Annotated in this window: 22 protein-coding genes; 11 read left to right on the plus strand and 11 right to left on the minus strand. The window is 64.5% G+C overall.

Features of this window, described 5'->3' with window-relative positions:
* Positions 1-89: 89 nt before the first annotated feature.
* Entirely contained in the window at positions 90-1,715 is a 1,626-nt protein-coding gene (gene groL, locus ACIGGF_RS18035; RefSeq protein ID WP_397522529.1) for a chaperonin GroEL, read from the minus strand.
* Positions 1,716-2,115: 400 nt separating this feature from the next.
* Between groL and ACIGGF_RS18040 the strand changes: the two genes are divergently transcribed.
* Positions 2,116-3,981, plus strand: coding sequence for a BCCT family transporter (locus tag ACIGGF_RS18040; protein ID WP_397522530.1), 1,866 nt, complete (start codon positions 2,116-2,118; stop codon positions 3,979-3,981).
* 49 nt (positions 3,982-4,030) lie between these two features.
* Here the strand turns inward: ACIGGF_RS18040 and ACIGGF_RS18045 are convergent, their stop codons facing one another.
* Positions 4,031-4,360 carry a winged helix-turn-helix transcriptional regulator gene (locus tag ACIGGF_RS18045; RefSeq protein WP_397522531.1) on the minus strand — a complete coding sequence of 110 codons (330 nt, stop codon included), beginning with the start codon at positions 4,358-4,360 and terminating at the stop codon, positions 4,031-4,033.
* 79 nt (positions 4,361-4,439) lie between these two features.
* Here ACIGGF_RS18045 and ACIGGF_RS18050 point away from each other — a divergent pair, with 79 nt between their 5' ends.
* Positions 4,440-4,787, plus strand: a complete 348-nt coding sequence (locus ACIGGF_RS18050; protein ID WP_397522532.1) for a DoxX family protein — start codon at positions 4,440-4,442, stop codon at positions 4,785-4,787.
* Here ACIGGF_RS18050 and ACIGGF_RS18055 read toward each other — a convergent pair.
* The 7 genes from ACIGGF_RS18055 to ACIGGF_RS18085 all read right to left on the minus strand — a co-directional run bounded on the left by ACIGGF_RS18055 (position 4,767) and on the right by ACIGGF_RS18085 (position 10,117).
* Entirely contained in the window at positions 4,767-5,369 is a 603-nt protein-coding gene (locus tag ACIGGF_RS18055) for a DJ-1/PfpI family protein (RefSeq protein WP_397522533.1), read from the minus strand. The genes ACIGGF_RS18050 and ACIGGF_RS18055 overlap by 21 nt on opposite strands.
* Positions 5,370-5,375: 6 nt before the next feature.
* A complete protein-coding gene (locus tag ACIGGF_RS18060) occupies positions 5,376-6,053 on the minus strand; it encodes a GPP34 family phosphoprotein (protein WP_397522534.1) in 678 nt (225 codons plus the stop codon).
* Positions 6,050-6,469, minus strand: a complete 420-nt coding sequence (locus ACIGGF_RS18065; RefSeq protein WP_397522535.1) for a DUF1801 domain-containing protein — start codon at positions 6,467-6,469, stop codon at positions 6,050-6,052. Before ACIGGF_RS18065 ends, ACIGGF_RS18060 begins: the two co-directional genes overlap by 4 nt.
* Entirely contained in the window at positions 6,466-6,810 is a 345-nt protein-coding gene (locus tag ACIGGF_RS18070; protein ID WP_397522536.1) for a UBP-type zinc finger domain-containing protein, read from the minus strand. Before ACIGGF_RS18070 ends, ACIGGF_RS18065 begins: the two co-directional genes overlap by 4 nt.
* Entirely contained in the window at positions 6,807-8,240 is a 1,434-nt protein-coding gene (locus ACIGGF_RS18075) for an ATP-binding protein (RefSeq protein WP_397522537.1), read from the minus strand. Before ACIGGF_RS18075 ends, ACIGGF_RS18070 begins: the two co-directional genes overlap by 4 nt.
* On the minus strand, positions 8,237-9,892 hold the full coding sequence (locus tag ACIGGF_RS18080) for an FAD-dependent oxidoreductase (protein ID WP_397522538.1): 1,656 nt from the start codon (positions 9,890-9,892) through the stop codon (positions 8,237-8,239). The genes ACIGGF_RS18075 and ACIGGF_RS18080 overlap by 4 nt, the downstream gene beginning before the upstream one ends.
* 87 nt (positions 9,893-9,979) lie before the next feature.
* Positions 9,980-10,117, minus strand: a complete 138-nt coding sequence (locus ACIGGF_RS18085; protein WP_397522539.1) for a hypothetical protein — start codon at positions 10,115-10,117, stop codon at positions 9,980-9,982.
* A 218-nt stretch (positions 10,118-10,335) separates the two neighbouring features.
* Here ACIGGF_RS18085 and ACIGGF_RS18090 point away from each other — a divergent pair, with 218 nt between their 5' ends.
* The 6 genes from ACIGGF_RS18090 (at position 10,336) to ACIGGF_RS18115 (ending at position 16,001) form a co-directional block, all read left to right on the plus strand.
* On the plus strand, positions 10,336-11,112 hold the full coding sequence (locus ACIGGF_RS18090; protein ID WP_397522540.1) for a DUF1206 domain-containing protein: 777 nt from the start codon (positions 10,336-10,338) through the stop codon (positions 11,110-11,112).
* A 159-nt stretch (positions 11,113-11,271) separates the two neighbouring features.
* A complete protein-coding gene (locus ACIGGF_RS18095) occupies positions 11,272-11,736 on the plus strand; it encodes an SRPBCC family protein (RefSeq protein WP_397522541.1) in 465 nt (154 codons plus the stop codon).
* An 87-nt stretch (positions 11,737-11,823) separates the two neighbouring features.
* Positions 11,824-12,096, plus strand: coding sequence for a GlsB/YeaQ/YmgE family stress response membrane protein (locus ACIGGF_RS18100; protein ID WP_397522542.1), 273 nt, complete (start codon positions 11,824-11,826; stop codon positions 12,094-12,096).
* Positions 12,097-12,225: 129 nt separating this feature from the next.
* Entirely contained in the window at positions 12,226-12,942 is a 717-nt protein-coding gene (locus ACIGGF_RS18105; protein ID WP_397522543.1) for a phosphatidylserine decarboxylase, read from the plus strand.
* Positions 12,943-12,950: 8 nt separating this feature from the next.
* Positions 12,951-13,805: a CDP-alcohol phosphatidyltransferase family protein gene (locus ACIGGF_RS18110; protein ID WP_397522544.1), complete on the plus strand. Its 855-nt coding sequence runs from the start codon at positions 12,951-12,953 to the stop codon at positions 13,803-13,805.
* Positions 13,806-13,826: 21 nt separating this feature from the next.
* The gene (locus ACIGGF_RS18115; RefSeq protein WP_397522545.1) at positions 13,827-16,001 is read left to right on the plus strand and encodes an AAA family ATPase; all 2,175 of its coding nucleotides are present in this window, start codon (positions 13,827-13,829) and stop codon (positions 15,999-16,001) included.
* A 53-nt stretch (positions 16,002-16,054) separates the two neighbouring features.
* Here ACIGGF_RS18115 and ACIGGF_RS18120 read toward each other — a convergent pair whose 3' ends face one another.
* On the minus strand, positions 16,055-16,807 hold the full coding sequence (locus ACIGGF_RS18120) for an isocitrate lyase/phosphoenolpyruvate mutase family protein (RefSeq protein WP_397522546.1): 753 nt from the start codon (positions 16,805-16,807) through the stop codon (positions 16,055-16,057).
* 62 nt (positions 16,808-16,869) lie between these two features.
* Positions 16,870-17,223 (minus strand): NUDIX domain-containing protein, encoded by a 354-nt coding sequence (locus tag ACIGGF_RS18125; RefSeq protein WP_397522590.1) that lies wholly within the window; start codon positions 17,221-17,223, stop codon positions 16,870-16,872.
* A gap of 284 nt (positions 17,224-17,507) precedes the next feature.
* Here ACIGGF_RS18125 and ACIGGF_RS18130 point away from each other — a divergent pair, with 284 nt between their 5' ends.
* Genes ACIGGF_RS18130 through ACIGGF_RS18140 form a run of 3 tightly spaced genes read left to right on the plus strand, consistent with a single transcriptional unit; the run spans position 17,508 to position 22,644 of the window.
* Positions 17,508-20,357 carry a Na+/H+ antiporter subunit A gene (locus ACIGGF_RS18130; protein WP_397522547.1) on the plus strand — a complete coding sequence of 950 codons (2,850 nt, stop codon included), beginning with the start codon at positions 17,508-17,510 and terminating at the stop codon, positions 20,355-20,357.
* On the plus strand, positions 20,354-21,004 hold the full coding sequence (locus ACIGGF_RS18135) for a Na(+)/H(+) antiporter subunit C (protein WP_397522548.1): 651 nt from the start codon (positions 20,354-20,356) through the stop codon (positions 21,002-21,004). Before ACIGGF_RS18130 ends, ACIGGF_RS18135 begins: the two co-directional genes overlap by 4 nt.
* Positions 21,001-22,644 (plus strand): Na+/H+ antiporter subunit D, encoded by a 1,644-nt coding sequence (locus tag ACIGGF_RS18140; RefSeq protein WP_397522549.1) that lies wholly within the window; start codon positions 21,001-21,003, stop codon positions 22,642-22,644. The genes ACIGGF_RS18135 and ACIGGF_RS18140 overlap by 4 nt, the downstream gene beginning before the upstream one ends.
* Position 22,645: the final 1 nt, after the last annotated feature.

Consider the following 22,645-nt stretch of genomic DNA (forward strand, 5'->3'; position numbering starts at 1 on the left):
CGCTGAGCGCGGTTCATTGCACCCGATTCGAATACGAAAAAGCCCGACCCCGCGGAGCGGAGTCGGGCTTCTTCAGTGCAACAAGGGACTCAGAAGTCCATGCCGCCCATGCCACCGGTCGGATCGCCCGCGGGCGCTCCGGCCTTCTCGGGCTTGTCGGCGACGACGGCCTCGGTGGTGAGGAACAGAGCCGCGATGGACGCTGCGTTCTGCAGTGCCGAGCGGGTGACCTTGACCGGGTCGTTGATGCCTGCAGCGAGCAGGTCCTCGTACTCATTGGTCGCGGCGTTGAGGCCGTGACCGGCGGGCAGGTTGGCAACCTTGTCCGCAACGACGCCGGGCTCGAGGCCTGCGTTGAATGCGATCTGCTTGAGCGGAGCGGACAGCGCGACGCGAACGATGTTCACGCCGGTTGCCTCGTCACCGTCGAGCTTGAGGTTGTCGAGTGCGGGCGCTGCCTGGAGCAGTGCCACGCCGCCACCGGCGACGATGCCTTCTTCGACGGCTGCCTTGGCGTTACGCACGGCATCTTCGATGCGGTGCTTGCGCTCCTTGAGCTCGACCTCGGTTGCCGCTCCGGCCTTGATGACTGCAACGCCACCGGCCAGCTTGGCCAGGCGCTCCTGCAGCTTCTCGCGGTCGTAGTCGGAATCGGAGTTCTCGATCTCGGCGCGGATCTGGTTGACGCGACCGGCGATGGCGTCGGAATCTCCCGAGCCCTCGACGATGGTGGTCTCGTCCTTGGTGATGACGACCTTGCGTGCCTGACCGAGCAGCTCGAGTCCGGCGGTCTCCAGGGAGAGGCCGACCTCTTCGCTGATGACCTCGCCGCCCGTGAGGATGGCGATGTCGGCGAGCTGCGCCTTGCGACGGTCACCGAATCCGGGAGCCTTGACGGCAACGGACTTGAAGGTGCCACGGATCTTGTTCACCACGAGGGTGGAGAGAGCTTCGCCCTCGACGTCCTCGGCGATGATGACGAGCGGCTTACCGGACTGGATGACCTTCTCCAGCAGCGGCAGCAGGTCCTTGACGGTGCTGATCTTGGAGCTGACGAGCAGGATGTACGCGTCTTCGAGGACGGCTTCCTGACGCTCTGCATCGGTGGCGAAGTACGCCGAGATGTAGCCCTTGTCGAAGCGCATGCCCTCGGTGAGCTCGAGCTGCAGGCCGAAGGTGTTGGACTCCTCGACCGTGATGACGCCTTCCTTGCCGACCTTGTCCATTGCCTCGGCGATGAGCTCGCCGATGGACGCGTCGCCTGCGGAGATGCCAGCGGTAGCAGCGATCTGCTCCTTGGTATCGATCTCCTTGGCGGACGACAGCAGCGACTCGGTGACGGCTGCAACAGCCTTCTCGATGCCGCGCTTGAGGCCGAGCGGGTTCGCGCCGGCTGCGACGTTGCGCAGGCCTTCACGGACGAGTGCCTGAGCGAGAACGGTAGCGGTGGTGGTGCCGTCGCCTGCGACGTCGTCGGTCTTCTTGGCGACCTCCTTGACGAGCTCGGCACCGATCTTCTCGTAGGGATCTTCGAGCTCGATCTCCTTGGCGATGGAAACACCATCGTTGGTGATCGTGGGAGCTCCCCACTTCTTTTCGAGTACGACGTTGCGACCCTTGGGGCCCAACGTCACCTTTACTGCGTCGGCGAGGGCATTGAGGCCTCGCTCGAGGCCACGGCGTGCCTCTTCGTCGAACGCGATGATCTTGGCCATTGCGAAGTGATCCTCCGGATTGGGGGTGACACATTGCTGGCCGAGCTCGGTGCCCGCGACGGACGACCAGGGGTGTCGTTGATTCCCCGGCCTCACCGTGTCCCGACCTGGCACTCACGTGTCGAGAGTGCCAACTGCATTTCTAGCACTCGCCCATGGCGAGTGCAAGGTCGTCCGCCGACGGCGCAACGCCCCGTTGCCCACCGGGGCACTTCGCGTTGCGTCGACAGATCACCGACGCACGGTTGCTATACAGCATCGGGCGGGTCTTGTGTTTCGCCACCTGGGCGGATGTCGTTTAGGGTGATGAGCGGTACTTGACCGATACAAGAGAACAAGAACGGCAAACCGATACTGGTCAGCCGATTATGGCGACTCGAGTTGTAAGGAAGTCAAGTTAGTGAAAGCAATAAAAGAAGCCTGGGGAGGCCTGCTCAAGCCGGTTTTCGTCCCCGCGTCGATCATCATCTTCGTGATGATCGCCTTCTCCGTGATCTACGCGAGCACGGCGGCAGATTCGTTCGACAGACTCAACAAGGCCATCACGTCCGGCGTCGGCTGGTGGTACATCCTCGCCGCCACCGGCTTCGTGCTGTTCGCCCTGTACTGCGGCCTCAGTCGAGTGGGCAACATTCGCCTCGGGCGTGACGACGAGAAGCCGGAATTCGGCGTTCTGTCGTGGTTCGCCATGCTGTTCAGCGCGGGCATGGGCATCGGCCTGGTGTTCTACGGTGTCGCCGAGCCACTCTCGCACTACGTCACGCCCCCCGAGGCGGGCGGCGTCGCCGGCAGCACCGACCCGGCTGCGCGCCAGGCCATGGAGCTGACGCTGTTCCACTGGGGTCTGCACGCGTGGGCCATCTACGTCGTCGTGGGCCTCGGCATGGCATACATGACCTACCGCAAGGGACGCCCGCTGACCGTCCGCTGGCTGCTCGAGCCACTGCTCGGCCGTAAGCGCATCGAAGGGCCTATCGGTCACGCCATCGACACCGTCGCGATCGTGGGCACCTTGTTCGGCGTTGCGACCTCGCTGGGATTCGGTGTTCAGCAGATCTCGGCCGGCCTCGAATTCCTCGGCTGGGTGGACACGTCCAACTGGTTCATCGTCGCGCTCATCGCGGTCATCACCGGTATCGCCACGTTCTCGGTCATCACCGGCGTCTCGAAGGGCCTCAAGTGGCTCTCCAACATCAACATGGGCCTCGCGGCTGCACTCGCCCTGTTCGTGTTGGTCCTGGGGCCGACACTGTTCCTGATGCAGTCCTGGGTACAGAACCTCGGCGGTTACGTCCAGGCTCTGCCCGAGCTCGCCCTGCGCACCTCCCCCTTCTCCGACGACGGCTGGGCCGGTGGCTGGACCATCTTCTACTGGGGTTGGTGGATGAGCTGGGCACCCTTCGTCGGTATGTTCATCGCCCGCATCTCCCGTGGGCGCACCATCCGTGAATTCGTGTTCGGCGTGCTGCTCGCTCCGACGATCGTCGGCTCGCTGTGGTTCACCATCTTCGGCGACACCGGCATCCTGCGTCAGCGCAACGACGGGGATCTGCTCGACGCCGACGGGGCCGTGAACAACAACACGAGCCTCTTCCAGGTGCTCGACGGCCTGCCCATCGCCGTCCTCACCAGCGTCATCGCCATCGCGGTCATCGTGTTCTTCTTCGTGACGTCGTCGGACTCGGGATCGCTCGTGATCGACATCCTCGCAACCGGTGGCGAGCTGGAGACCCCGAAGATCACTCGCGTCTACTGGGCCGTCCTCCAGGGCGTGGCTGCAGCAGTCCTGCTCCTCGTCGGTGGAACCAGTTCTCTGACGGCGTTGCAAACGATGTCGATAGCCACGGCAGTACCGTTCTCGATCGTGTTGGCGCTGGCGTGTGTGTCGATGCTCAAGGCGTTCCGGTACGACGTCGCGACCACCCCGCGCTACCTACGCGTGACCACGACGCCCGAGGTCGGGGAGGACGAGCCTGCTGCGTCCGCACCGCCGGCGCAACGCAAGCGAGTGAGCGCCGGAATATCGTCGACGTTCTCCGGACTGACACCGTCACGCGAGGGAGTGGCACCGGCACGCAGCGACGGCAGCGTCGTACTGGCGGTACACGAGGTACCCACCGAACAACTCGAAATCCATCCCGACACGGGCGCAGTCGAGTACTCCGGCGACAACGCGCCGGTCGACCCTCTGGGCGGCGAAGTATTCGACACCCAGGAGTTCGCAGACTCGGCCGAGGGACACAACCAGAACAACAGCCCCGGCTGATCCGACTCGCGATCACAGACCTCTGGCCCTCGCAACACTGTTGCGGGGGTCAGAGGTTTTTCGAAGCCCAATCGGTGAGCGCCTCGAGCGACGGCAGCAGCGCCTCTCCGGACGCCGTCAGACTGTATTCCACCGAGATGGGCGGCCCGTCCGTGACGGCGCGCGCCACCAGTCCCGCCTTGCCGAGTTCTCCGAGACGCTCGGACAGTACAGAGTCACTGATGCCACCGACCGCGCGTCGAAGGTCCGAGAATCCCATCGGCCCGTTCATCAGCGTCGCAAGAAGAATCCCGTTCCATCTCTTACCGAGGAAGCCGAACGCTTTGGTCAGCGCTCCGTCGCAGGCACGCGGATCGTGAGACTGCTCGTTGATGACCATGCTTCCACCCTACCGAGGTGCTACAGTCCGCCTTGCTACTTCTGATTTACTAGTGGCCCCAGAAATGAAAGCAGGGATCATGTTCATCGCAACCGTCGTCGTCTCGGTTCTGCTCGCCGTCGCACTCACGTTCTCCGCGATCGGGAAGCTGACGAAGAATCCCTCCGTCATCCCGATGCTCGAGCAGGTCGGCGTTCCCGCCGACAAAATTCCCTGGCTCGCCTACGCGGAACTACTCGGAGCCGTCGGCCTGCTGGTGGGATTGGCCGTCTGGCCCATCGGCGTCGCAGCCGCCGTCGGCGTCATCCTCTACTTCGCCGGAGCCGTTGCCGCACACCTGCGCGCCAAGGACAAGGACTTCGCGCCCGCCGCCGGACTGGCCGTGTTCGCCGTCGTCGCGCTGGTCCTACGGGTGCTCAGCGCCTGACCAGTCGTAATCCATCTGGCCCGCGGTGACGAGAGCATGATCCGCTCCCGCCCACCGCGCGACCAGGTGGAGCGCCAGATCCAGGCCGGCACTGATACCGGCGGACGTGGCCAGATCGCCGTGGTCGATGTACCGAACGCCCTCGTGCACAACGAGTTCCGGCCACCTGTCGCGTAGCGACTCCAGATCCTCCCAGTGCGTGGTGACCGGACGCTCGTCGAGCAGTCCCGCCGCCGCGAGCACGAATGCACCCGTGCACACCGACGCGACCACCTCGGCACCGGGCCGAAGTCGCTGCAGCCACTGCAGAACCCGGCCGTCCGCCGAGACCGCGTCGACGACGCCGCCGGGAACCAGGACGAGGTCGTAGGGCCGCGGGTCGTCGATCGTGGTGTCGACGCCGATTCTCATTCCGCCACGCGCACGTACCGCTGCGTCGTCGATTCCGACGAGCGCCACCTCGAAAGGCATTGCGTTACCGGCACGTTCGGCGACTCGATTGGCGACCGAGAACACCTCGAACGGCCCACACGCGTCGAGCACCTCGACCTCGTCGAACAACAGAATCGCAATCTTCTTCATCCGACCTCAGCTGCTCGTCGTCGACACGATGACGGGCACCATCACCGCAGCCATCACCGCGGCGTTCACATCCGAGACGGCCTTGCGCACCGCGGTGCCGGCCCACTCCCCCTCGGCGATCTGCTTCGCCCGTTGTTTCAGAACCTTCTTGTCTGCATCCACGATGACCTTGTGCGTCAGGTCCACCGCCGAGATCAACGAGATCAACGCAGCCGTGTGGGGCGATGGCGTCGTACCGTCGACCAGCGCGCTGCGTAAGGAATCTCGCAACACCTTCTCGCGTGAGGTGTCCCGCGCAGGCCACGTCGTGGTCGGGAACAGCCCCCACACCTTGTCCTTCTCCTCGTGGACGAAGCCCTGAGCCACCAGTCGCGCAACCAGTTCTTTCGACAGATTCTTCTGCGACTTCTCGATCACCTTCTGCGGCTTCATCGGCCGTGACGCGGTTGCCACCAGATCGAACACCCGACGCAACAACGCATCGTCAGGAGCGGAGCCTGCGACGACGACATGATCCTTCTTGATCTGTTCATTGGGGCCGGTGACGCGCAGTGCACCGTTCATCGCGAGCTCCACCACCAGGGCACCTGCCAGCACGCGCGGCAACTTCGTACTGTCGGCCAGCGGTTTGCCCGAGTCGTCGTCGAGCAACAACAACAGCAGGTCCTCGGCAATCAAGGTCATGACGCGAGATTACCCAGTATGTACGGGTAATTGTGTGCCACCAGTTGCTCGAGAATCGCAGTGTCCACATCGGCAAGTGTGTTCACGTACAGGCAACCCGCTCCTCGCTTGTGCTTACCCAGTTGTTCGAGCAACGCGTCCGATTCCGGCGCGTACGTGGCGCCGTACACCGACAGACTCGACTTGCGCGGGGAGAACCCGACGACGAAATACTCTCCCCGACGACCGCTCCCTGTCGTGTAGCGATAGCTTCCGAAACCCACCATCGTCGGACCCCACATCACGGCCGATTGCCCGGTGACACGGGTCATCATCTCGGACAGTGCCAGGCCGTCCGCACGCCTGACCGGATGCTCGACGGCGGCCAGAAAGTCCTGGACCGATACGTCGGTGGGTCGGGTCAGGTTCTCGTTCAATTGATCAGACTCTGCCAGTCGGACGGCACTCGCTCCCGCGGGCCGGGAACCGTCTGATCGAGTGGATGGTGTTGCGGTGGAGCCAGTTCCGGCCCATCGTACATCTGCTCGTCGGCGTAGTTGTAGAACCATTCCTCGCCGGGCTCGTAGCTGCGCACGAACTGATGCCGAGTGGACTCGGCGTGCTTGCTGGCATGCTGCGACGGCGAGGAATCACAACACCCGATATGGCCGCACTGCGCACAGCGGCGCAGGTGCACCCACCAGCCTTCCGTTTCCGTGCACTCCACACAACCCGGGCCGGACGGCGGAACTTTCGGGTCGATGCCTTCGATGGTCATGATGCCTCCTCGATCGACGGGTTGACGGGTAGCCGCACGATGAAACGTGTATCCCCCGGTTCGGACACCACGCGCAGATCACCCTGGTGCTTGTTCACCACGATTCGCCACGAGATGTCGAGGCCGAGGCCGGTACCCTCGCCGACGGCCTTGGTGGTGAAGAACGGCTCGAAGATTCTGGACCGAATCTCCTGTGGCACACCGGGTCCGGTATCGCCGATCTCGATCTGAACCTGATCCTCGTCCAACGACGTCCGCACCGTCAGAACTCCTGAGCCCTCCATCGCCTGCACGGCATTGTCGATCAGGTTCGTCCAGACCTGGTTGAGTTCGGCAGCGTAGGCGGGAATGGGCGGTAGAGCCGGGTCGTACTCCTTGACCACCCGAACATCGTCACCGATCTTGCGGCCCAACATGATCAGGGTGCTGTCGAGCAATTCCCGGATGTCCACTGTCTGGTACGGCGCGCGGTCCATCTGCGAATACTGTTTCGCGGCACCGACCAGTGTGGATATCCGCGTGGTCGAATCCGTGATCTCGTTCATCAACAACTCGGTTTCGACGGTGTAGTTGAGCCACCGAACGGCACCCTCGAGCATCGTCGGATCGTCCACGGTCGCCGAAACCTTGTCGAGCCACGATACGTCGAGACCGGCCGAAACGAACGTCGGAGCCAGATCCCAACCGTCACCGATACCTTTGTCCTCGAACCACTCTCCGAGTTCGTCCTCGCGGTCCGACGCTTCCATCGCGGTCAGCTTCGGGGCCTTGGCCACGAGCTCGACGGCCTCGTTCTGCAGTCCGACCAGATGCGCCATGCTGCCGCGATCGAGAGTGCCGCCGGCGATCATCGCCAACTTCTGCCGCATGTGCGCCACCCGGTTACGCAACGCCGACGTCGCCCGCACCGCAGCGGCTGCCGGATTGTTCAGCTCGTGCGTCAAGCCCGCCGACAGAGAACCCAACGCCAACAGCCGCTCTCGCTGCTCCACTATCTGCTTGGTGTTCTGATTGCCGAAGAACAATCCCTCGAGCAGATGCAGGGCCATCGGGAACCACTCGCGCACGATCGAGGCGAAGCAGTCGGCATCGAGGACGAAGAACCGGGACTGCGCGGTCACCCGCATCGAACCCTGATAGGTCTGCGGTACTCGATCGCCCAGATACGCCTGCCACGCACCGGCATACACCCCGCGCTGCGAGGTGCGATTGACCACCAGGTCCTCCCCGCCCGACAGCTTCGAGAGCACCACCGAGCCCTCGATCAACACGTAGAAGCACGTGGCTGGGTCGCCCTCCGCGTACACCGGCCCCGGCTCGATGGTCTCGATGCGCCCGTCCCGACACAGCTCCGCCAACTGCGCGTCGGTGAGGTGCTCGAACAGAAACAGCGTCCTCAACTCGTCCGGATCACACGCAGGTCCACTCACGGGTTCGCCAGATATCTGTGCACCAACATCACGGCCATTGCTCCCTCTCCCACTGCCGACGCGACGCGTTTGGCCAAATCGGATCGAACGTCGCCGGCTGCGAACACCCCGGGCACACTCGTCTCGAGGTGATGCGGGAGGCGAGCGGGCGTCCACCCCGCCGGTCCGCGTCCGTCGACGAGGAGATCAGGCCCGGTGACCACGAATCCATGATCGTCTCGAACGAGCACCCCGTCGAGCCACTCGGTACGCGGTGCCGCTCCGATGAACAGAAACAGATACTGCGCGTCGACGGTCGTCGTCTCCTCGGTTGCCCTGTTGCGCAGCATGATCGACTCCAGGTGGCCGTCTCCCGACACGCCCGCGACCTCGGTGCACGGCAGAACGCTGATCTTCGGGTTCTCCTCGATCTGCTTGATCAGGTAGTACGACATCGATGCCTCGAGCGAGGTGGCACGAATCAAGATGGTGACCGACTTTGCCCCGCGCGCGAGGTACACCGCCGCCTGACCGGCCGAGTTCGCGCCGCCGACGATGTAGACGTCCTGCTCGGCGCATCGCGCCGCCTCGGTCATCGCCGATCCGTAGAACACGCCTCGTCCGGTGAAGTCGTCGATCCCGGGTGCGTCCAGCCGTCGATAGGCGACGCCGGTGGACAGAATGATCGTCTGCGCACTGATGCTGCGGCCGTCGGCGAACCGTACGGTTCTCGCGGCACCGTTGGTTTCCAGCCCGACGACATCCTGGGTGGTGACCACCTCGGCACCGAACTTGAGCGCCTGCCGCCGGGCTCGCTCGGCAAGCTGCGCGCCCGACACCCCGTCGGGAAACCCCAGATAGTTCTCGATGCGTGAGCTCTGGCCGGCCTGGCCGCCGGTGGCGGTCCGTTCGATCAGAGTCGTCCGCAAGCCCTCCGACGCACCGTAGAGCGCCGCTCCGAGACCCGCCGGTCCGCCGCCGATGACCACCAGGTCGTAGAACTCCTCGGACGGAAGAACCGTCAGACCCAGCCGGTTACCGAGTTCGGCATCGGACGGTTCGATCAGAGCGTCGCCCTCTGTGGTGATGACGACCGGGAGTCGATCGTCGGCCACGCCGGCCGCGGCCAGCAACCGGGCACCCTCGGACTCGTCGGACATGTACCAGCGGTAGGGCAACTGATTGCGCGCGAGGAACTCGCGAATCTCGGACGATCGCGCAGACCATCGGTGGCCGACGATCTTGGTGTCCTCGACAGCTCGGTGGTCGTACGCACACCAGGCCTCGAGTTGAGCGTCGAGCACGGGGTAGAGCTTTTCCTCGGGTGGATCCCACGGCTTGAGGAGGTAGTAGTCCAAATCGATGACGTTGATCGCGTCGATCGCTGCGTCGGTGTCTGCGTATGCGGTGAGCAGAATGCGACGGGCCGTCGGGAAGAGGTCCATCGCTTGTTCGAAGAATTCCATGCCACTCATCTGGGGCATGCGATAGTCGACCAACAGAACGGCCACCGGGGTTCCGCGCAGCGTCAGTTCCTTCAAGGCGTCGAGAGCTCCGGCACCGGACTCGGCCCGCACGATGCGGTACTGCTCCCCGTAGCGACGACGCAGATCGCGCGCCACCGACCTCGATACTCCGGGATCGTCGTCGACGCTGAGAATGACCGGTTTCATGATCCTCCAGGGCTGATGCTCACCAACCTGATGAGCATGCCACCGGCGCGCTCCGAATGGGAGGCGAGCGGGCCTGGGAACCGTCGGTCAGATTCGGCCGCTCCGGATGAGATCGATCTCCTGTGGGGTCAGCAGTCGTTCGAGCTTCTCGGCCGGCCAGGTGCGCGGGCTGCCGCTCATCCGGGCGGTCTTCAACAGGGGTAGATCACTGCTGGTACGACGCATTATCGACTGTAATTTCACGGTGGATCACTCCGAACAATTTCTTCGTTGGTCCCGACACTCCGCTTGCTACATCGATCAGTGTCCGCCCGGTGTTAACGCCTCGGCGGGATCTCGTGCGGCGTTTCGCGGCGCAAGACAGTTTCTCGCTGCTCTACTGGGGGTAAACAGCTGGCCAAATCAACTGATCGGGGAACGTAGTGAATACGTCGGGAAATTCTGTGGCCAACTCGGTACAGGACAACACAGCATTCGAGTACGCAGCTCGGGGCGGCCACTTCATCAGCGGAGTGCTGCACATCTTGATCGGCTACATCGCCGTCAGGTTGGCGTTCGGAGGTGGAGGCAACGCCGACCAGTCCGGCGCGCTCGCCGAGCTGGCCGAACAGCCCGGCGGAAAAATCGCCCTCTGGGTTGCTGTCGTCGCCTTCGTAGCGCTGGCACTGTGGCGCATCGTCGAAGCGATCGTCGGCAAGAAGTCCGACGCCGACGCCGGCAGTGCGCTCGATCGTGCCAAGGCGGCGGCACTGGCCGTCGTCTACATCGCGTTCGCGTTCTCGACTTACGGTTTCGCCACCGGATCAGGTGAATCCAGTGGCCAGCAGAACGCCGGCTACTCGGCCCGGTTGATGGAATCCGGTGGCGGCAAGCTCGTCCTGATCGTCGTGGCACTCGTCGTCATCGGCGTCGGCGGCTACCACGTCTACAAGGGTGTGTCGAAGAGTTTCCTCGACGATCTCCAAGGACACCAGAGCGGAACTGTCGTCAAACTGGGCATCGCCGGCTACGCCGCCAAGGGCACGGCACTGGTCGGAGCCGGCATCCTCGTCGTGGTGGCAGTCGTCCAGTCCGATCCCTCCAAGGCCACCGGCATCGACGGCGCGGTCAAGACCCTGGGCGCACAGCCGTATGGACAGGTTCTGCTGATCCTCGCCGGGGTGGGAATCGCGCTCTACGGTCTGTATGCCTTCGTACTGGCTCGCCGCGCCCGCATGTGAGCAGGAGGGGAGCTCGCTTCGCTCGCATGTGAGTAAAAGTTCGTAGTGGGCTACGAGGTTTCACGCACATGGTGGCCGCGCGTGGTGACGGCCACATAAGATGCACGCGATTGAGTGTGACAGTCAGTTGCATTTACCTCACGACCATGGAGGCCCACGTTGAGTAAGACTCTCGAAGCCACGATCGACATCGCCGCGACCCCCGAAACCGTCTGGTCCATCGTCTCCGACCTGCAGCGAATGGGCGAGTGGAGCCCGCAGTGCAAGAAGATGAAGGTCTTCGGCGGCCCGGTCGGCAAGGGCACCAAGACGCTCAACGTCAACCGCAAGGGTCTGCTCGTCTGGCCGACCTCTTCCAAAGTCGTCACGTTCGAGCCCAACCGGGAACTCGCCTTCCGCATCGTCGAGAACAAGACGATCTGGTCCTACACCCTGACGCCCTCGGCCACCGGGACGACGGTCGTGGAGAAGCGTCGAGCACCCAGCGGCACGTCGGCCCTGTCGTCGCTGTTGGTCAAGCGTGTCCTCGGGGGTACCGACGAGTTCGACGTCGAGCTCGTCGAGGGCATGAACGCCACCCTGCGGAGAATCAAGACCGAGAGCGAGAAGCTGGGAAAAGAATAAACTTTCTCAGGAAGGTTTCAGGTTTGTTCTCTCGGGCATCCGGCGTTTCGACAAGCAAACGATACGAACGGAAAGTGGGGGCAACACATGTTGGGTCTCGGAATCATCGGCTGGATCATCATCGGTGGACTCGCAGGTTGGATCGGTAGCAAGATCATGAAGACCGATGCGCAGATGGGCATCATCTTGAACATCGTCGTCGGCATCATCGGTGGCCTCATCGGTGGATACCTGCTCAAGGTCTTCGGCGTCGACGTCGAGGGTGGCGGCCTGATCTTCAGCTTCATCACCTGCATCGCCGGTGCGTGCATCCTGCTGTTCCTGGTCAAGCTCGTGACAGGTCGCAGCAGCCGCGTCTGATCGACTCGCAGCTCCCGACTGCCGGGGCACCTCACGTACGCTGTGAGGGCCTCGGCAGTCGTGCGTCTGCCCCTCGATCGCAGCACCACGACCTGCCGACACCAGTCCTACGAAAAGTTAGAGGAGACCGTGGCACGCCGTCCCGCCCCGATTGGTCAACCGCCCCGCACGGGAGTGGCTCACATAGTCGACCTGGTCCGTGAAACGGTTCCACCCCTCCACCCCGCCGGGCTGCCGTTCGTCGGTGGTCCGCTCGCCGTCGCAGTTCTCGGCCGCCGGTCCAAGTGGGTCCGCAACGCCGGCCTCGTTGCCGCCGGAGCATGCGCCACCTTCTTCCGGCACCCGTCCCGAGTGCCGCCGAACCGCCCGGGCGTCGTCGTCGCTCCGGCCGACGGCCTGGTCACACTCGTCGATACTGCCGTCCCCCCGGCCGAGCTCGACCTCGGCTCCCAGCCGGTTCCGCGCGTGAGCATCTTCCTGTCGGTTCTCGACGTGCACGTCCAGCGGGTTCCCGTCGGCGGTCGCGTCCTGGAAGTGGTGCACCGCCGCGGCCAGTTCAAGTCCGCGGACCTCGCCGAAGCCAGCGAGGTGAACGAGCGCAACAGCATGCACATCAGGACCGAATCCGGGCAGGACGTCGCCGTCGTGCAGATCGCCGGCCTCATTGCGCGACGCATCGTCAACAACGCCAAGGTCGGCGACACACTGTCGATCGGCGACACGTACGGACTGATCCGATTCGGCTCACGCGTCGACACCTACTTCCCTTCGGGCACCACGCTCCTGGTGGAACGCGGCCAACGTGCGGTCGGTGCCGAGACGGTCCTCGCCGAGCTGTCACAGTAGAAACCGAGATGATCACCAGACGCGCGAAGCCGCCTGCCGCCATCCGTCTGCTCCCGTCGGTGGTCACGATCCTCGCGCTGTGCGCGGGCTTGTCCGCCGTGAAGTTCGCCCTCGACGGGGAACTGGGAACCGCACTCGCAATGATCGGCGCCGCCGCAATTCTCGACGCGTTGGACGGACGCATCGCGCGATTGCTCGACGCCACCAGCAAGATCGGTGCCGAACTGGACTCGCTGTCCGATGCCATCTCGTTCGGCGTCGCCCCCGCACTGGTGCTGTACGTGACGTTGCTCGAGGGCAGCAGCGGCGGCTGGATCGTCGCCCTGGTCTACGCGGTCAGCATCGTGCTCCGGCTCGCTCGTTTCAACACGTTGCTCGACGAGGACGACACCCCGGCGTACGCGCGGGAGTACTTCACCGGAGTTCCGGCCCCCGCCGGTGCCCTCATCGCGCTGGCTCCGATCGCAGGTTTCCAGGAGTTCGGCGACGGCTGGTGGGCATCGTTCTACGTCGTCGCCGGCTGGTCGATCCTCACGGCGGCTCTGATCGTCAGTCGTATCCCCACGTTGGCGCTCAAGACCGTCTCGGTGCCGCCGCGACTGGCCGCGATTCTGCTGGTCATGGTGGCCTTGCTCGCCGCCGCACTGATCACGTTCCCACTGATCCTGTTGATGGGCTTGGTGCTGGCCTACCTGGTGCACATTCCGTTCGCGGTGCGCTCGCAGCGCTGGACTGCGGCGCGCCCGTACACCTGGGACGCCAAGCCGGCCGAGCGCCGCGCGGAACGACGTGCCATCCGGCGCGCTCCAGGTAATGCACGCCGCTCGCAGGCTCGCTTGGGGCTGCGCCGCCCACGCAGCTGACCACCCCGTTAGGTTGGAGCGGTGACCGCCTCCCGAACCTCCGAGCTCGTTCTGACCGCACGCCTGAACACCTCGGCTGCCGATGCCCGACGCGGCGTCGTGCGGCTGCATCCGGAGGTACTCGCCGCCCTCGGCCTGCGAGAGTGGGATGCGTTGTCTCTCGTCGGTTCTCGCCGCACTGCTGCCGTCGTTGCGGCGGCTCCCGAGGGTTCACCGCAGGGCACCGCACTGCTGGACGACGTCACCCTCTCCAATGCCGGTTTGCGTGAGAACGCCTCTGTCGCAGTCGCCCCGGTCACGGTCTACGGAGCCAAGACCGTCGCGGTGACCGGCTCCGCGCTCGCCACCGGTTCCATCTCCGACGCCACCCTGCGGCAAGCGTTGCTCGGAAAGGTGCTGACGGTGGGCGACACGGTGTCGCTGCTGCCCCGCGATCTGGGCCCCGGCACATCGTCGAGTTCGGCCACACAAGCCCTGTCGAGGACGTTCGGGGTTGCCTGGACCACCGAACTGTTGACGGTCTCGGCCGTCGACCCGTCGGGTGGGCCGGTGAGTGTGCAGCCGAACTCGGCAGTGAGCTGGGGTACCGGCACCGTCACGGCCGCCGCCGCGACACAGTCGACGTCGATGCGCCCACCCGAGACTGCTCCCCCACGAGTGAGCGCTGCCGATCTGGTGGGCGTGAGCGTGCAGTCCGCGAAGCTCACCGAGTGGCTGCGGCTGGCGTTGGACGAATCGGAACTGCTGGCCACTCTGGGTGCGTCGCCGCATCTGGGGGTGCTGGTCACCGGACCGGGCGGGGTGGGCAAAACCACGCTGGCTCGCGCGGTGATCGGCGAGCGCGCCTGCGTCGTGCTGGACGGCCCGTCGATCGGCGCGCTGGAAGCGTCGGCTCGGGTCGAGAAGGTCACTGCCGCGGTTGACGAACTCGCCGGCTCCGGCGTCCTGCTGATCACCGATGTCGATGCACTGTTGCCGTCCGATCCCGAACCCGCGTCGACGTTCGTGCTCGACGTGCTGCGCCGGGCCGTCGACACACCCGGTCTCGCACTGATCGCCACGACAGCTCATCCCGAGGCGACCGACTCGCGCCTGCGCGGTCAGGACCTGTGCGACCGCGAGCTCACCCTCACCCTGCCCGACGCCACCGGCCGCAAGGGATTGCTCGAGCACCTGCTGAAGAAGGTTCCCCAGGCCGATGTCGATCTCGTCGAGATAGCGTCACGAACACCAGGTTTCGTGGTCGCAGATCTCGCTGCACTGACGCGGGAGGCGGCGTTGCGTGCGGCGGCCCGCGCGTCGGAGAACTCGGCCGCAGCCTCACTGACCCAGGACGATCTCGTGGGCGCTCTGCAGGTGATCCGTCCGCTGTCGCGTTCGGGTAGCGAGGAACTCGCCATCGGCAGTCTGTCACTCGAGGACGTCGGCGACATGGTCGAGACCAAGCAGGCACTCACCGAGGCAGTGCTGTGGCCGCTACGACATCCGGACTCGTTCGCGCGCTTGGGAATCGAGCCGCCGCGCGGGGTTCTGCTGTACGGCCCACCGGGATGCGGCAAGACATTTCTGGTGCGAGCGCTGGCCAGCTCCGGTCAACTCAGCGTGCATTCGGTCAAGGGCGCGGAGTTGATGGACAAGTGGGTCGGTTCCTCGGAAAAGGCTGTGCGAGAGCTCTTTCAGCGTGCCCGTGACTCAGCGCCGTCACTGATCTTCCTCGACGAGGTCGATGCACTCGTACCCCGGCGCGGGCAGAGCTCCGATTCGGGCGTCGGCGATCGGGTGGTCGCAGCGCTGCTGACCGAGCTCGACGGTGTCGAGCCGCTGCGCGACGTGGTGGTTCTCGGTGCGACGAATCGTCCGGATCTGATCGACCCCGCTCTACTGCGGCCCGGCCGACTCGAACGTCTGGTGTTCGTTCCGCCGCCGGACGCCGATGCCCGAGTGGACATTCTGAAGGCGTCGGGCAGATCCATACCGCTGGCCGAGGACGTAGATCTGGAATCACTCGCCCGCGATCTCGACGGCTACTCTGCCGCCGATTGCGCGGCACTGCTGCGTGAGGCCGCGTTGACGGCGATGCGTCGGTCGATGGATGCCGCCGACGTCACCGCCGCCGATGTCGCCGCTGCTCGGGCGACGGTCAAGCCGTCACTCGATCCCGAGCAGGTGGCGCATCTGCGGGCTTACGGGTCGTGAGCGGAAACTCGTAGCAGGCTACGAAGTTTCACTCACATGCGGCGCAGCCGCTCTCACTTCCAGCGGCCGAGGATTTCCTCTGCGCGCTTGGCCAATTCCATCTGGAAGATCGGGCCGAAGCTGATGCGGCCGACTCCGAGCGATGCGAAGTGTGAAAGATCGCCTTCGGCGGGGTTGGCGATCGCGTTGATGGGCAGCGGAAGCTCGTCGGCGAGACGCTTGTAATCGGCGTCGTTGTGGAATCCGACGGGGTAGAGCGAGTCGGCTCCGGCTGCGGCGGCCAGCTTCAGGCGTGCGATGGCGCGGTCGACGCGGTCGTTCTCGTCACCGATCGCCTTGACGAACAGGTCGGTGCGGGCGTTGATGACCACGTGCACGTCGGTGGCGTCGGATGCCGCGCGCAGAGCTCCGACGAAGTCGGCGTGTTCCTGCGCTTCACGGAGTCGGCCGCCCTCGCTGTGCACGGTGTCCTCGATGTTGAGGCCGACGGCTCCGGCGGAGATCAGTCCGTCGATGAGGCGCTTGGGGTCCTCGCCGTAACCGGATTCGATGTCGACCGAAAGCGGTGCATCGACAGCTGCGGAGATCTGGGAAATGCGAGTGAGCAGTTCGTCGAAGGTGATGCCTTCGTTGTCCGGCTTGCCGATGGAATCCGAGACAGGGTGACTGCCGACGGTCAGCGCGGTGAATCCGGCCGACACGGCAAGGTTGGCAGACCAGGCGTCCCACACTGTCGGCAACACGACGGGATTGCCCGGCTGGTGCAGTTCGAGCAGGGTGGTGGCTTTCTGGGACAGGTTCGTCATGGAGGCTCCTTCGCGATGGCCGGCGGAGAACGTACGTTCTCTCACTCGACAACGTACTCGCTTCAGTCGATCAAATCGAGGGCCTTCATTCGGTCGAACACCATGAGCGACCCGGGGGCCACGTGTGGCATCGCCGCATACTCGTCGCGAGTGAAGTATCCGATCTCGGCAATCTCGCTGGTCGGCGTCGGTTCGCCCGCCAGATCGGCCAGAAAACAGGTGATCTCGAGCGGGGTACCGGCCGGATGCCCCCATGCCTGACACTCGAATACCCCGAGCAGTTCGACGTCGGTCACCGCCGCGTCGAGCTCTTCCCTGATCTCTCGGTGCAGCGCTTGCTCGGCAGTCTCACCGGGATCGATCTTGCCGCCGGCCATGTAGAAGACGGACTTACCGACCGATCGCGTCTGAATCATTCGACGGTCCCGAACGTAAGCCAATCCGGCTGTGCGAATGAGCCTCGGATCACTCACCGCCACGCTTCCTCCATCCGAGATCGACCGCTTTGTACCGCTGAGTCCGCCGCCGACCACGCAAAGTAGGATCGATACCGACAACTCGGGTTCCATCGTTCGGTGGCCGGTTCGTTATTTCTCAAAGCCATTGGTCGAATTTCACACAGATACCGAAACCCTACTCATCGCCGCCCTACGACCACCGCCTCGGCCTGGCCGATGCGACCGAGACGACGGAGTGATTTTTGCTCGCCATCCTTCTTGCGCACACTGCCGCTGCGCTGCTCGCGCCGCTTCTCGTCCGGTGGTGGGGTCGCAATGCCTTCTTCCCGCTCGCGCTCGTTCCTCTACTGAGCTTGATCTGGGTGTTCGGCAACTGGAACACCGAGCAGAAGTTGAGCATCGAATGGGTGCCCGGCCTGTCGATGAACATCGATATGCGCTTCGACTCTCTCGCGGCCATCATGTCGTTGCTGGTGCTGGGCATCGGTGCCTTGATTCTGCTGTACTGCGCCCGCTACTTCGAAGACGACGAGCCACGGCTCGGTCTGTTCGCCGCCGAGATGGTCGCCTTCGCCGGAGCCATGTTCGGTCTCATCACCAGCGACAACATGCTCGTTCTCTACATCTTCTGGGAAATCACGACGGTTCTCTCGTTCCTGCTCGTCGGCCATTACGCCGAACGGGCGTCGAGCCGACGCGCCGCCACCCAGGCCCTGCTGGTCACCACCGCGGGCGGACTGGCGATGCTGGTCGGCATCATCATCCTCGGCCAGGTGGCCGGCACCTACAACCTCTCCGAACTGGTCGCGGATGCACCCGGAGGCTGGTTGCCGGGCGTTGCCATCGTGTTGGTGCTCATCGGCGCACTGAGCAAGTCGGCCATCGTGCCACTGCACTTCTGGCTCCCCGGTGCCATGGCTGCACCCACGCCGGTGAGCGGGTACCTACACGCCGCAGCCATGGTCAAGGCCGGAATCTACTTGGTTGCGCGTCTGGCTCCGGGTTTCGCCGATTCCGGCCCATGGCGGGCGACCGTCATCACCCTCGGGTTGGTGTCGATGATCCTGGCCGGGTGGCGAGCGCTTCGTGCCTTCGACCTCAAGCTCATTCTGGCGTTCGGCACCGTCAGCCAGCTCGGCTTCCTGATGGTGTTGGTCGGCATCGGGTCGGAGAAGGCCATGCTCGCGGGACTGACGATGGTGATCGCGCACGCGATGTTCAAGGCCACGCTGTTCATGGTCGTCGGCATCGTCGATCACACGACCGGCACGCGCGACATCCGCAAGCTCGCTCATCTCGGCAAGAAGGCCCCGTGGCTCGCCGCAGTCGCGGCGATCGCTGCCGCGAGCATGGCCGGCATACCGCCGATGATCGGCTTCGTCGGGAAAGAGACAGCCCTGTCGGCTGTGGTCGGCACCCCGACACTCGATCCCACCGTCGCGGCCATCGTCGTCGCAGGCTTGGTGATCGGTTCGATCCTGACGGTCACGTACAGCATCCGCTTCGTCTGGGGCGCGTTCGGCCGCAAGCAGCTCAAGCGACCGAGCCCGTCGGTGAAGAACATGCACGCCCCGTCCGCGCTGTTCCTGGCCGCACCTGCATTCCTGGCGGTTCTCGGCCTGGTCGCGGGGTTCGCCGCGTCCGTCGTCGACCACATCGTCAGCCCCTACGCCCGCACCCTGCCGTCCTACGGCCAGGAGCCGTATCACCTGGCGCTCTGGCACGGGTTCAATCTGCCGTTGGCGCTGTCGGCCGTCGTCGTCACCGGCGGTATCGGGCTGTTCATCGCACATCGGGTGGTCAACCGCCTCAAATTCGAGCACCCCCCACTCGGCAACGCAGACCGCATCTACGACAACGTCCTCAAGTCGATGGACGCACTCTCGATCCGCCTCACCGGCACCACGCAGCGCGGTTCGCTTCCCCTCACCCAGGGCACCATCCTGTTGACGCTGGTGCTGCTCCCGATGCTCGTGCTGATCTTCGGCGCAGAACCGGGCCTGGACTACACCCTGTCGAACAGCCCGTTGCAGCTCATCATCGGCGCGATCATGATCGCCGGTGGCCTCGGCGCAACGGTGATGCGCAACCGTCTGGCCAGCGTCATTCTCGTGGGCCTCACCGGGTACGGCTGCGGCGTAATCTTCGCCATCCACGGCGCACCGGATCTGGCTCTGACCCAGTTCCTCGTCGAGACCCTGACCCTCGTGATGTTCGTGCTGGTGCTGCGCAAGCTCCCTGCCGAGGTCGACGATCGAGGCTCGGTCGGCTCTCGCGCACCCCGCGCAGTGCTCGCCGTCGCCGTGGGAGCCACCGTGAGCATCCTGGGCGCGTTCGCGATGAACGCCCGCAGTGCGGCCCCGGTGTCGTTGCTGTTGCCGGATGCCGCGTACGAGCTGGGCGACGGCAAGAACGTGATCAACGTGATCCTGGTGGACATCCGAGCCTGGGACACCCTCGGCGAGATCTGCGTCCTGCTCGTCGCCGCAACGGGCGTGGCCAGCCTGGTCTTCCGCAACCGGCGGTTCGGCAGCGCTCCGCGGGTGTCCGACGCCCCCGCATCCGCTTCGGATGCCAACTTCACGGCGGAGACGACGTGGCTGCTCGGCGGAGACCTGATCGATCCGCGGCATCGCTCGCTGATCCTCGAGGTCACCACGAGGTTGATCTTCCCTACGATCATGGTGCTCTCGATCTACTTCTTCTTCTCCGGTCACAATGCCCCCGGCGGCGGATTCGCCGGTGGGCTCACCGCCGGGTTGGCGCTGGTGCTGCGATACCTCGCCGGCGGACGGTACGAGCTCGGCGAGGCTGTGCCGATCGACGCCGGGAAGATCCTCGGACTCGGATTGATCTTCGCGGCGGGAACCGCGGTGGCATCGATGTTCCTCGGTGCCCCAGCGCTGTCCTCGGCGACGTTGGAAATGACGTTGCCGATCCTCGGAGACATCAAGCTGGTCACCGCATTGTTCTTCGACCTCGGTGTGTATCTCATCGTGGTCGGGTTGGTACTCGATGTGCTCCGTAGTCTAGGCGCACGTCTCGACGCACAGGTGGAAATGCAGAACCAAGGCCGAGTGAGCGCCCCATGACCGCTGATCTCGGAATGCTCGTCATCGTCGCTGTGCTCATCGCGTCGGGCGTGTACCTGTTGCTCGAGCGCAGCATCACCAAGATGTTGCTGGGCCTGCTGCTCGTCGGCAACGGCGTCAATCTGCTCATGCTGACGGTCGCCGGCCCCGCGGGAGCCCCTCCCATCGTGGGCCGCGACAACGCCGTCAATCAGGAGATGGCCGATCCTCTGGCCCAGGCGGTGATCCTGACGGCCATCGTCATCACGATGGGCATCGCAGCATTCGTGCTGGCGCTGGCGTATCGATCGTTCACGCTCAACACCAAGGACCACGTCGAGAACGACCCCGAGGACGCCAAGGTCTCCAAGCGCCGGTCGATGGCCGAAGCACCCGACCGCGACCGATCGGACGATCCGGTGACGGGCGAACCGAGCTTCGGCGGTGACGCATTCGACTCCAAGGGCAACCCGATTCCGATGGATGAGCTCGAGAATCTCGAAGACCTCGAGTGCTACGAGGACATTCGGGAGGGCGACTTCGACGACGACGATCCCGAAGTGCAGGGTCTCGACGGTCTCGACAATGCCGAAAAAGACGACAGTTCCGAAAAGGACGACACGAGCGCGCAGAACGAGCGCGACCAGAAGAAGGGGGATGACAAGTGACTGTGTCCCCGGGCGTCATCGATGCGCTGACGCCGTTGCCCGTTCTCATTCCGATGCTTGCGGCGGCTCTGACGCTGGTGCTGGGTCGACGCCCCCGAGTGCAGCGAGTAATCACGCTCGTCGCGCTCACCGCAGTGGTGGCGATCTCGTCGATGATGCTCTACCTGGCCGACCGGGACGGGATCAGCGCACTGCAGGTCGGCGGTTGGGATTCACCGCTCGGCATTTCCCTGGTGGTGGACCGACTTTCGGCGATGATGCTCGTCGTGTCGTCGATCGTGCTGCTCGCGGTCATGGTGTATTCGATCGGCCAGGGTATTCGCGACGGCAGCGAGAATCAGCCCGTCTCGATCTTCTTGCCGACCTATCTCGCCTTGACGGCGGGCGTGTGCAACGCGTTTCTGGCCGGCGACCTGTTCAATCTGTTCGTCGGCTTCGAGGTACTGCTCGCGGCCTCGTTCGTGTTGCTGACTCTCGGGGCCAGCGCCGATCGCGTGCGCGCAGGTGTGTCGTACGTGATGGTGTCGATGGTGTCGTCGCTGATCTTCCTGATCGGTATCGCGCTGGTCTACGGTGCCACCGGAACGCTGAATCTGGCGCACATCGCGGTCCGGATGGACGACATCCCGTCGGGCACGAGGACCGCGATCTTCGCGGTGCTGTTGGTCGCGTTCGGCATCAAGGCCGCGGTGTTCCCACTGTCGACCTGGCTACCCGACTCGTACCCCACCGCCCCGGCTCCGGTGACCGCGGTGTTCGCCGGTTTGCTGACCAAAGTCGGCGTATACGCGATCATTCGCGCGCACACATTGCTGTTCCCCGACGGTTCGCTCGACAACGTCCTGATGGTGTGCGGGTTGCTGACGATGCTCGTCGGCATCCTCGGCTCCATCGCCCAGAGCGACATCAAGCGACTGCTCTCGTTCACTCTTGTCAGCCACATCGGCTACATGATCTTCGGTGTCGCGCTGTCGACGCAATCGGGATTGTCCGGCTCGATCTACTACGTCGCTCACCACATTCTGGTGCAGACGACACTGTTCCTCGTCGTCGGACTCATCGAGCGTCAGGCCGGATCGTCGTCGCTTCGACGCCTCGGCGGACTCGCGGCCGCCAGCCCGGTGCTGGCCATCGTGTTCCTCGTACCGGCCCTCAATCTCGGTGGCATACCGCCTTTCTCGGGCTTCATCGGCAAGGTCGCACTGCTGCAGGCCGGTAGCGAACAGGGCAGTGTGTTGGCCTGGATGCTCGTCGCAGGTGGAACCGTCACCAGCCTGTTGACGCTCTACGTGGTGGCTCGGGTGTGGACCAAGGCGTTCTGGCGCGCCCGCGCCGACGCTCCCGAAGGCGATCTGGCGGACAACAGTCCGTCCGCGCTGCTCGACGATTCCTCGGACATCGCGTTCGGTGATCGCGAGGACGTGGGCCGGATGCCCGCCTTCATGTTGATCCCGACCATCGGGCTGGTGGCCGTCGGCCTGGCTATGACGGTGTTCGCCGGCCCCATCATCGACATAAGCGATCGTGCCGCGGCAGACCTACGCGATCGGTCGGTGTACATCGATGCGGTGCGTGGTGCGGAATTCGTCGGCGATCAGGCCGCCGAGCAGGCACGCGAGACCCAGGAAGGCACTCGATGAA

This window comes from Rhodococcus sp. NPDC078407 (assembly GCF_044542515.1).
Taxonomy (GTDB): Bacteria; Actinomycetota; Actinomycetes; order Mycobacteriales; family Mycobacteriaceae; genus Rhodococcoides.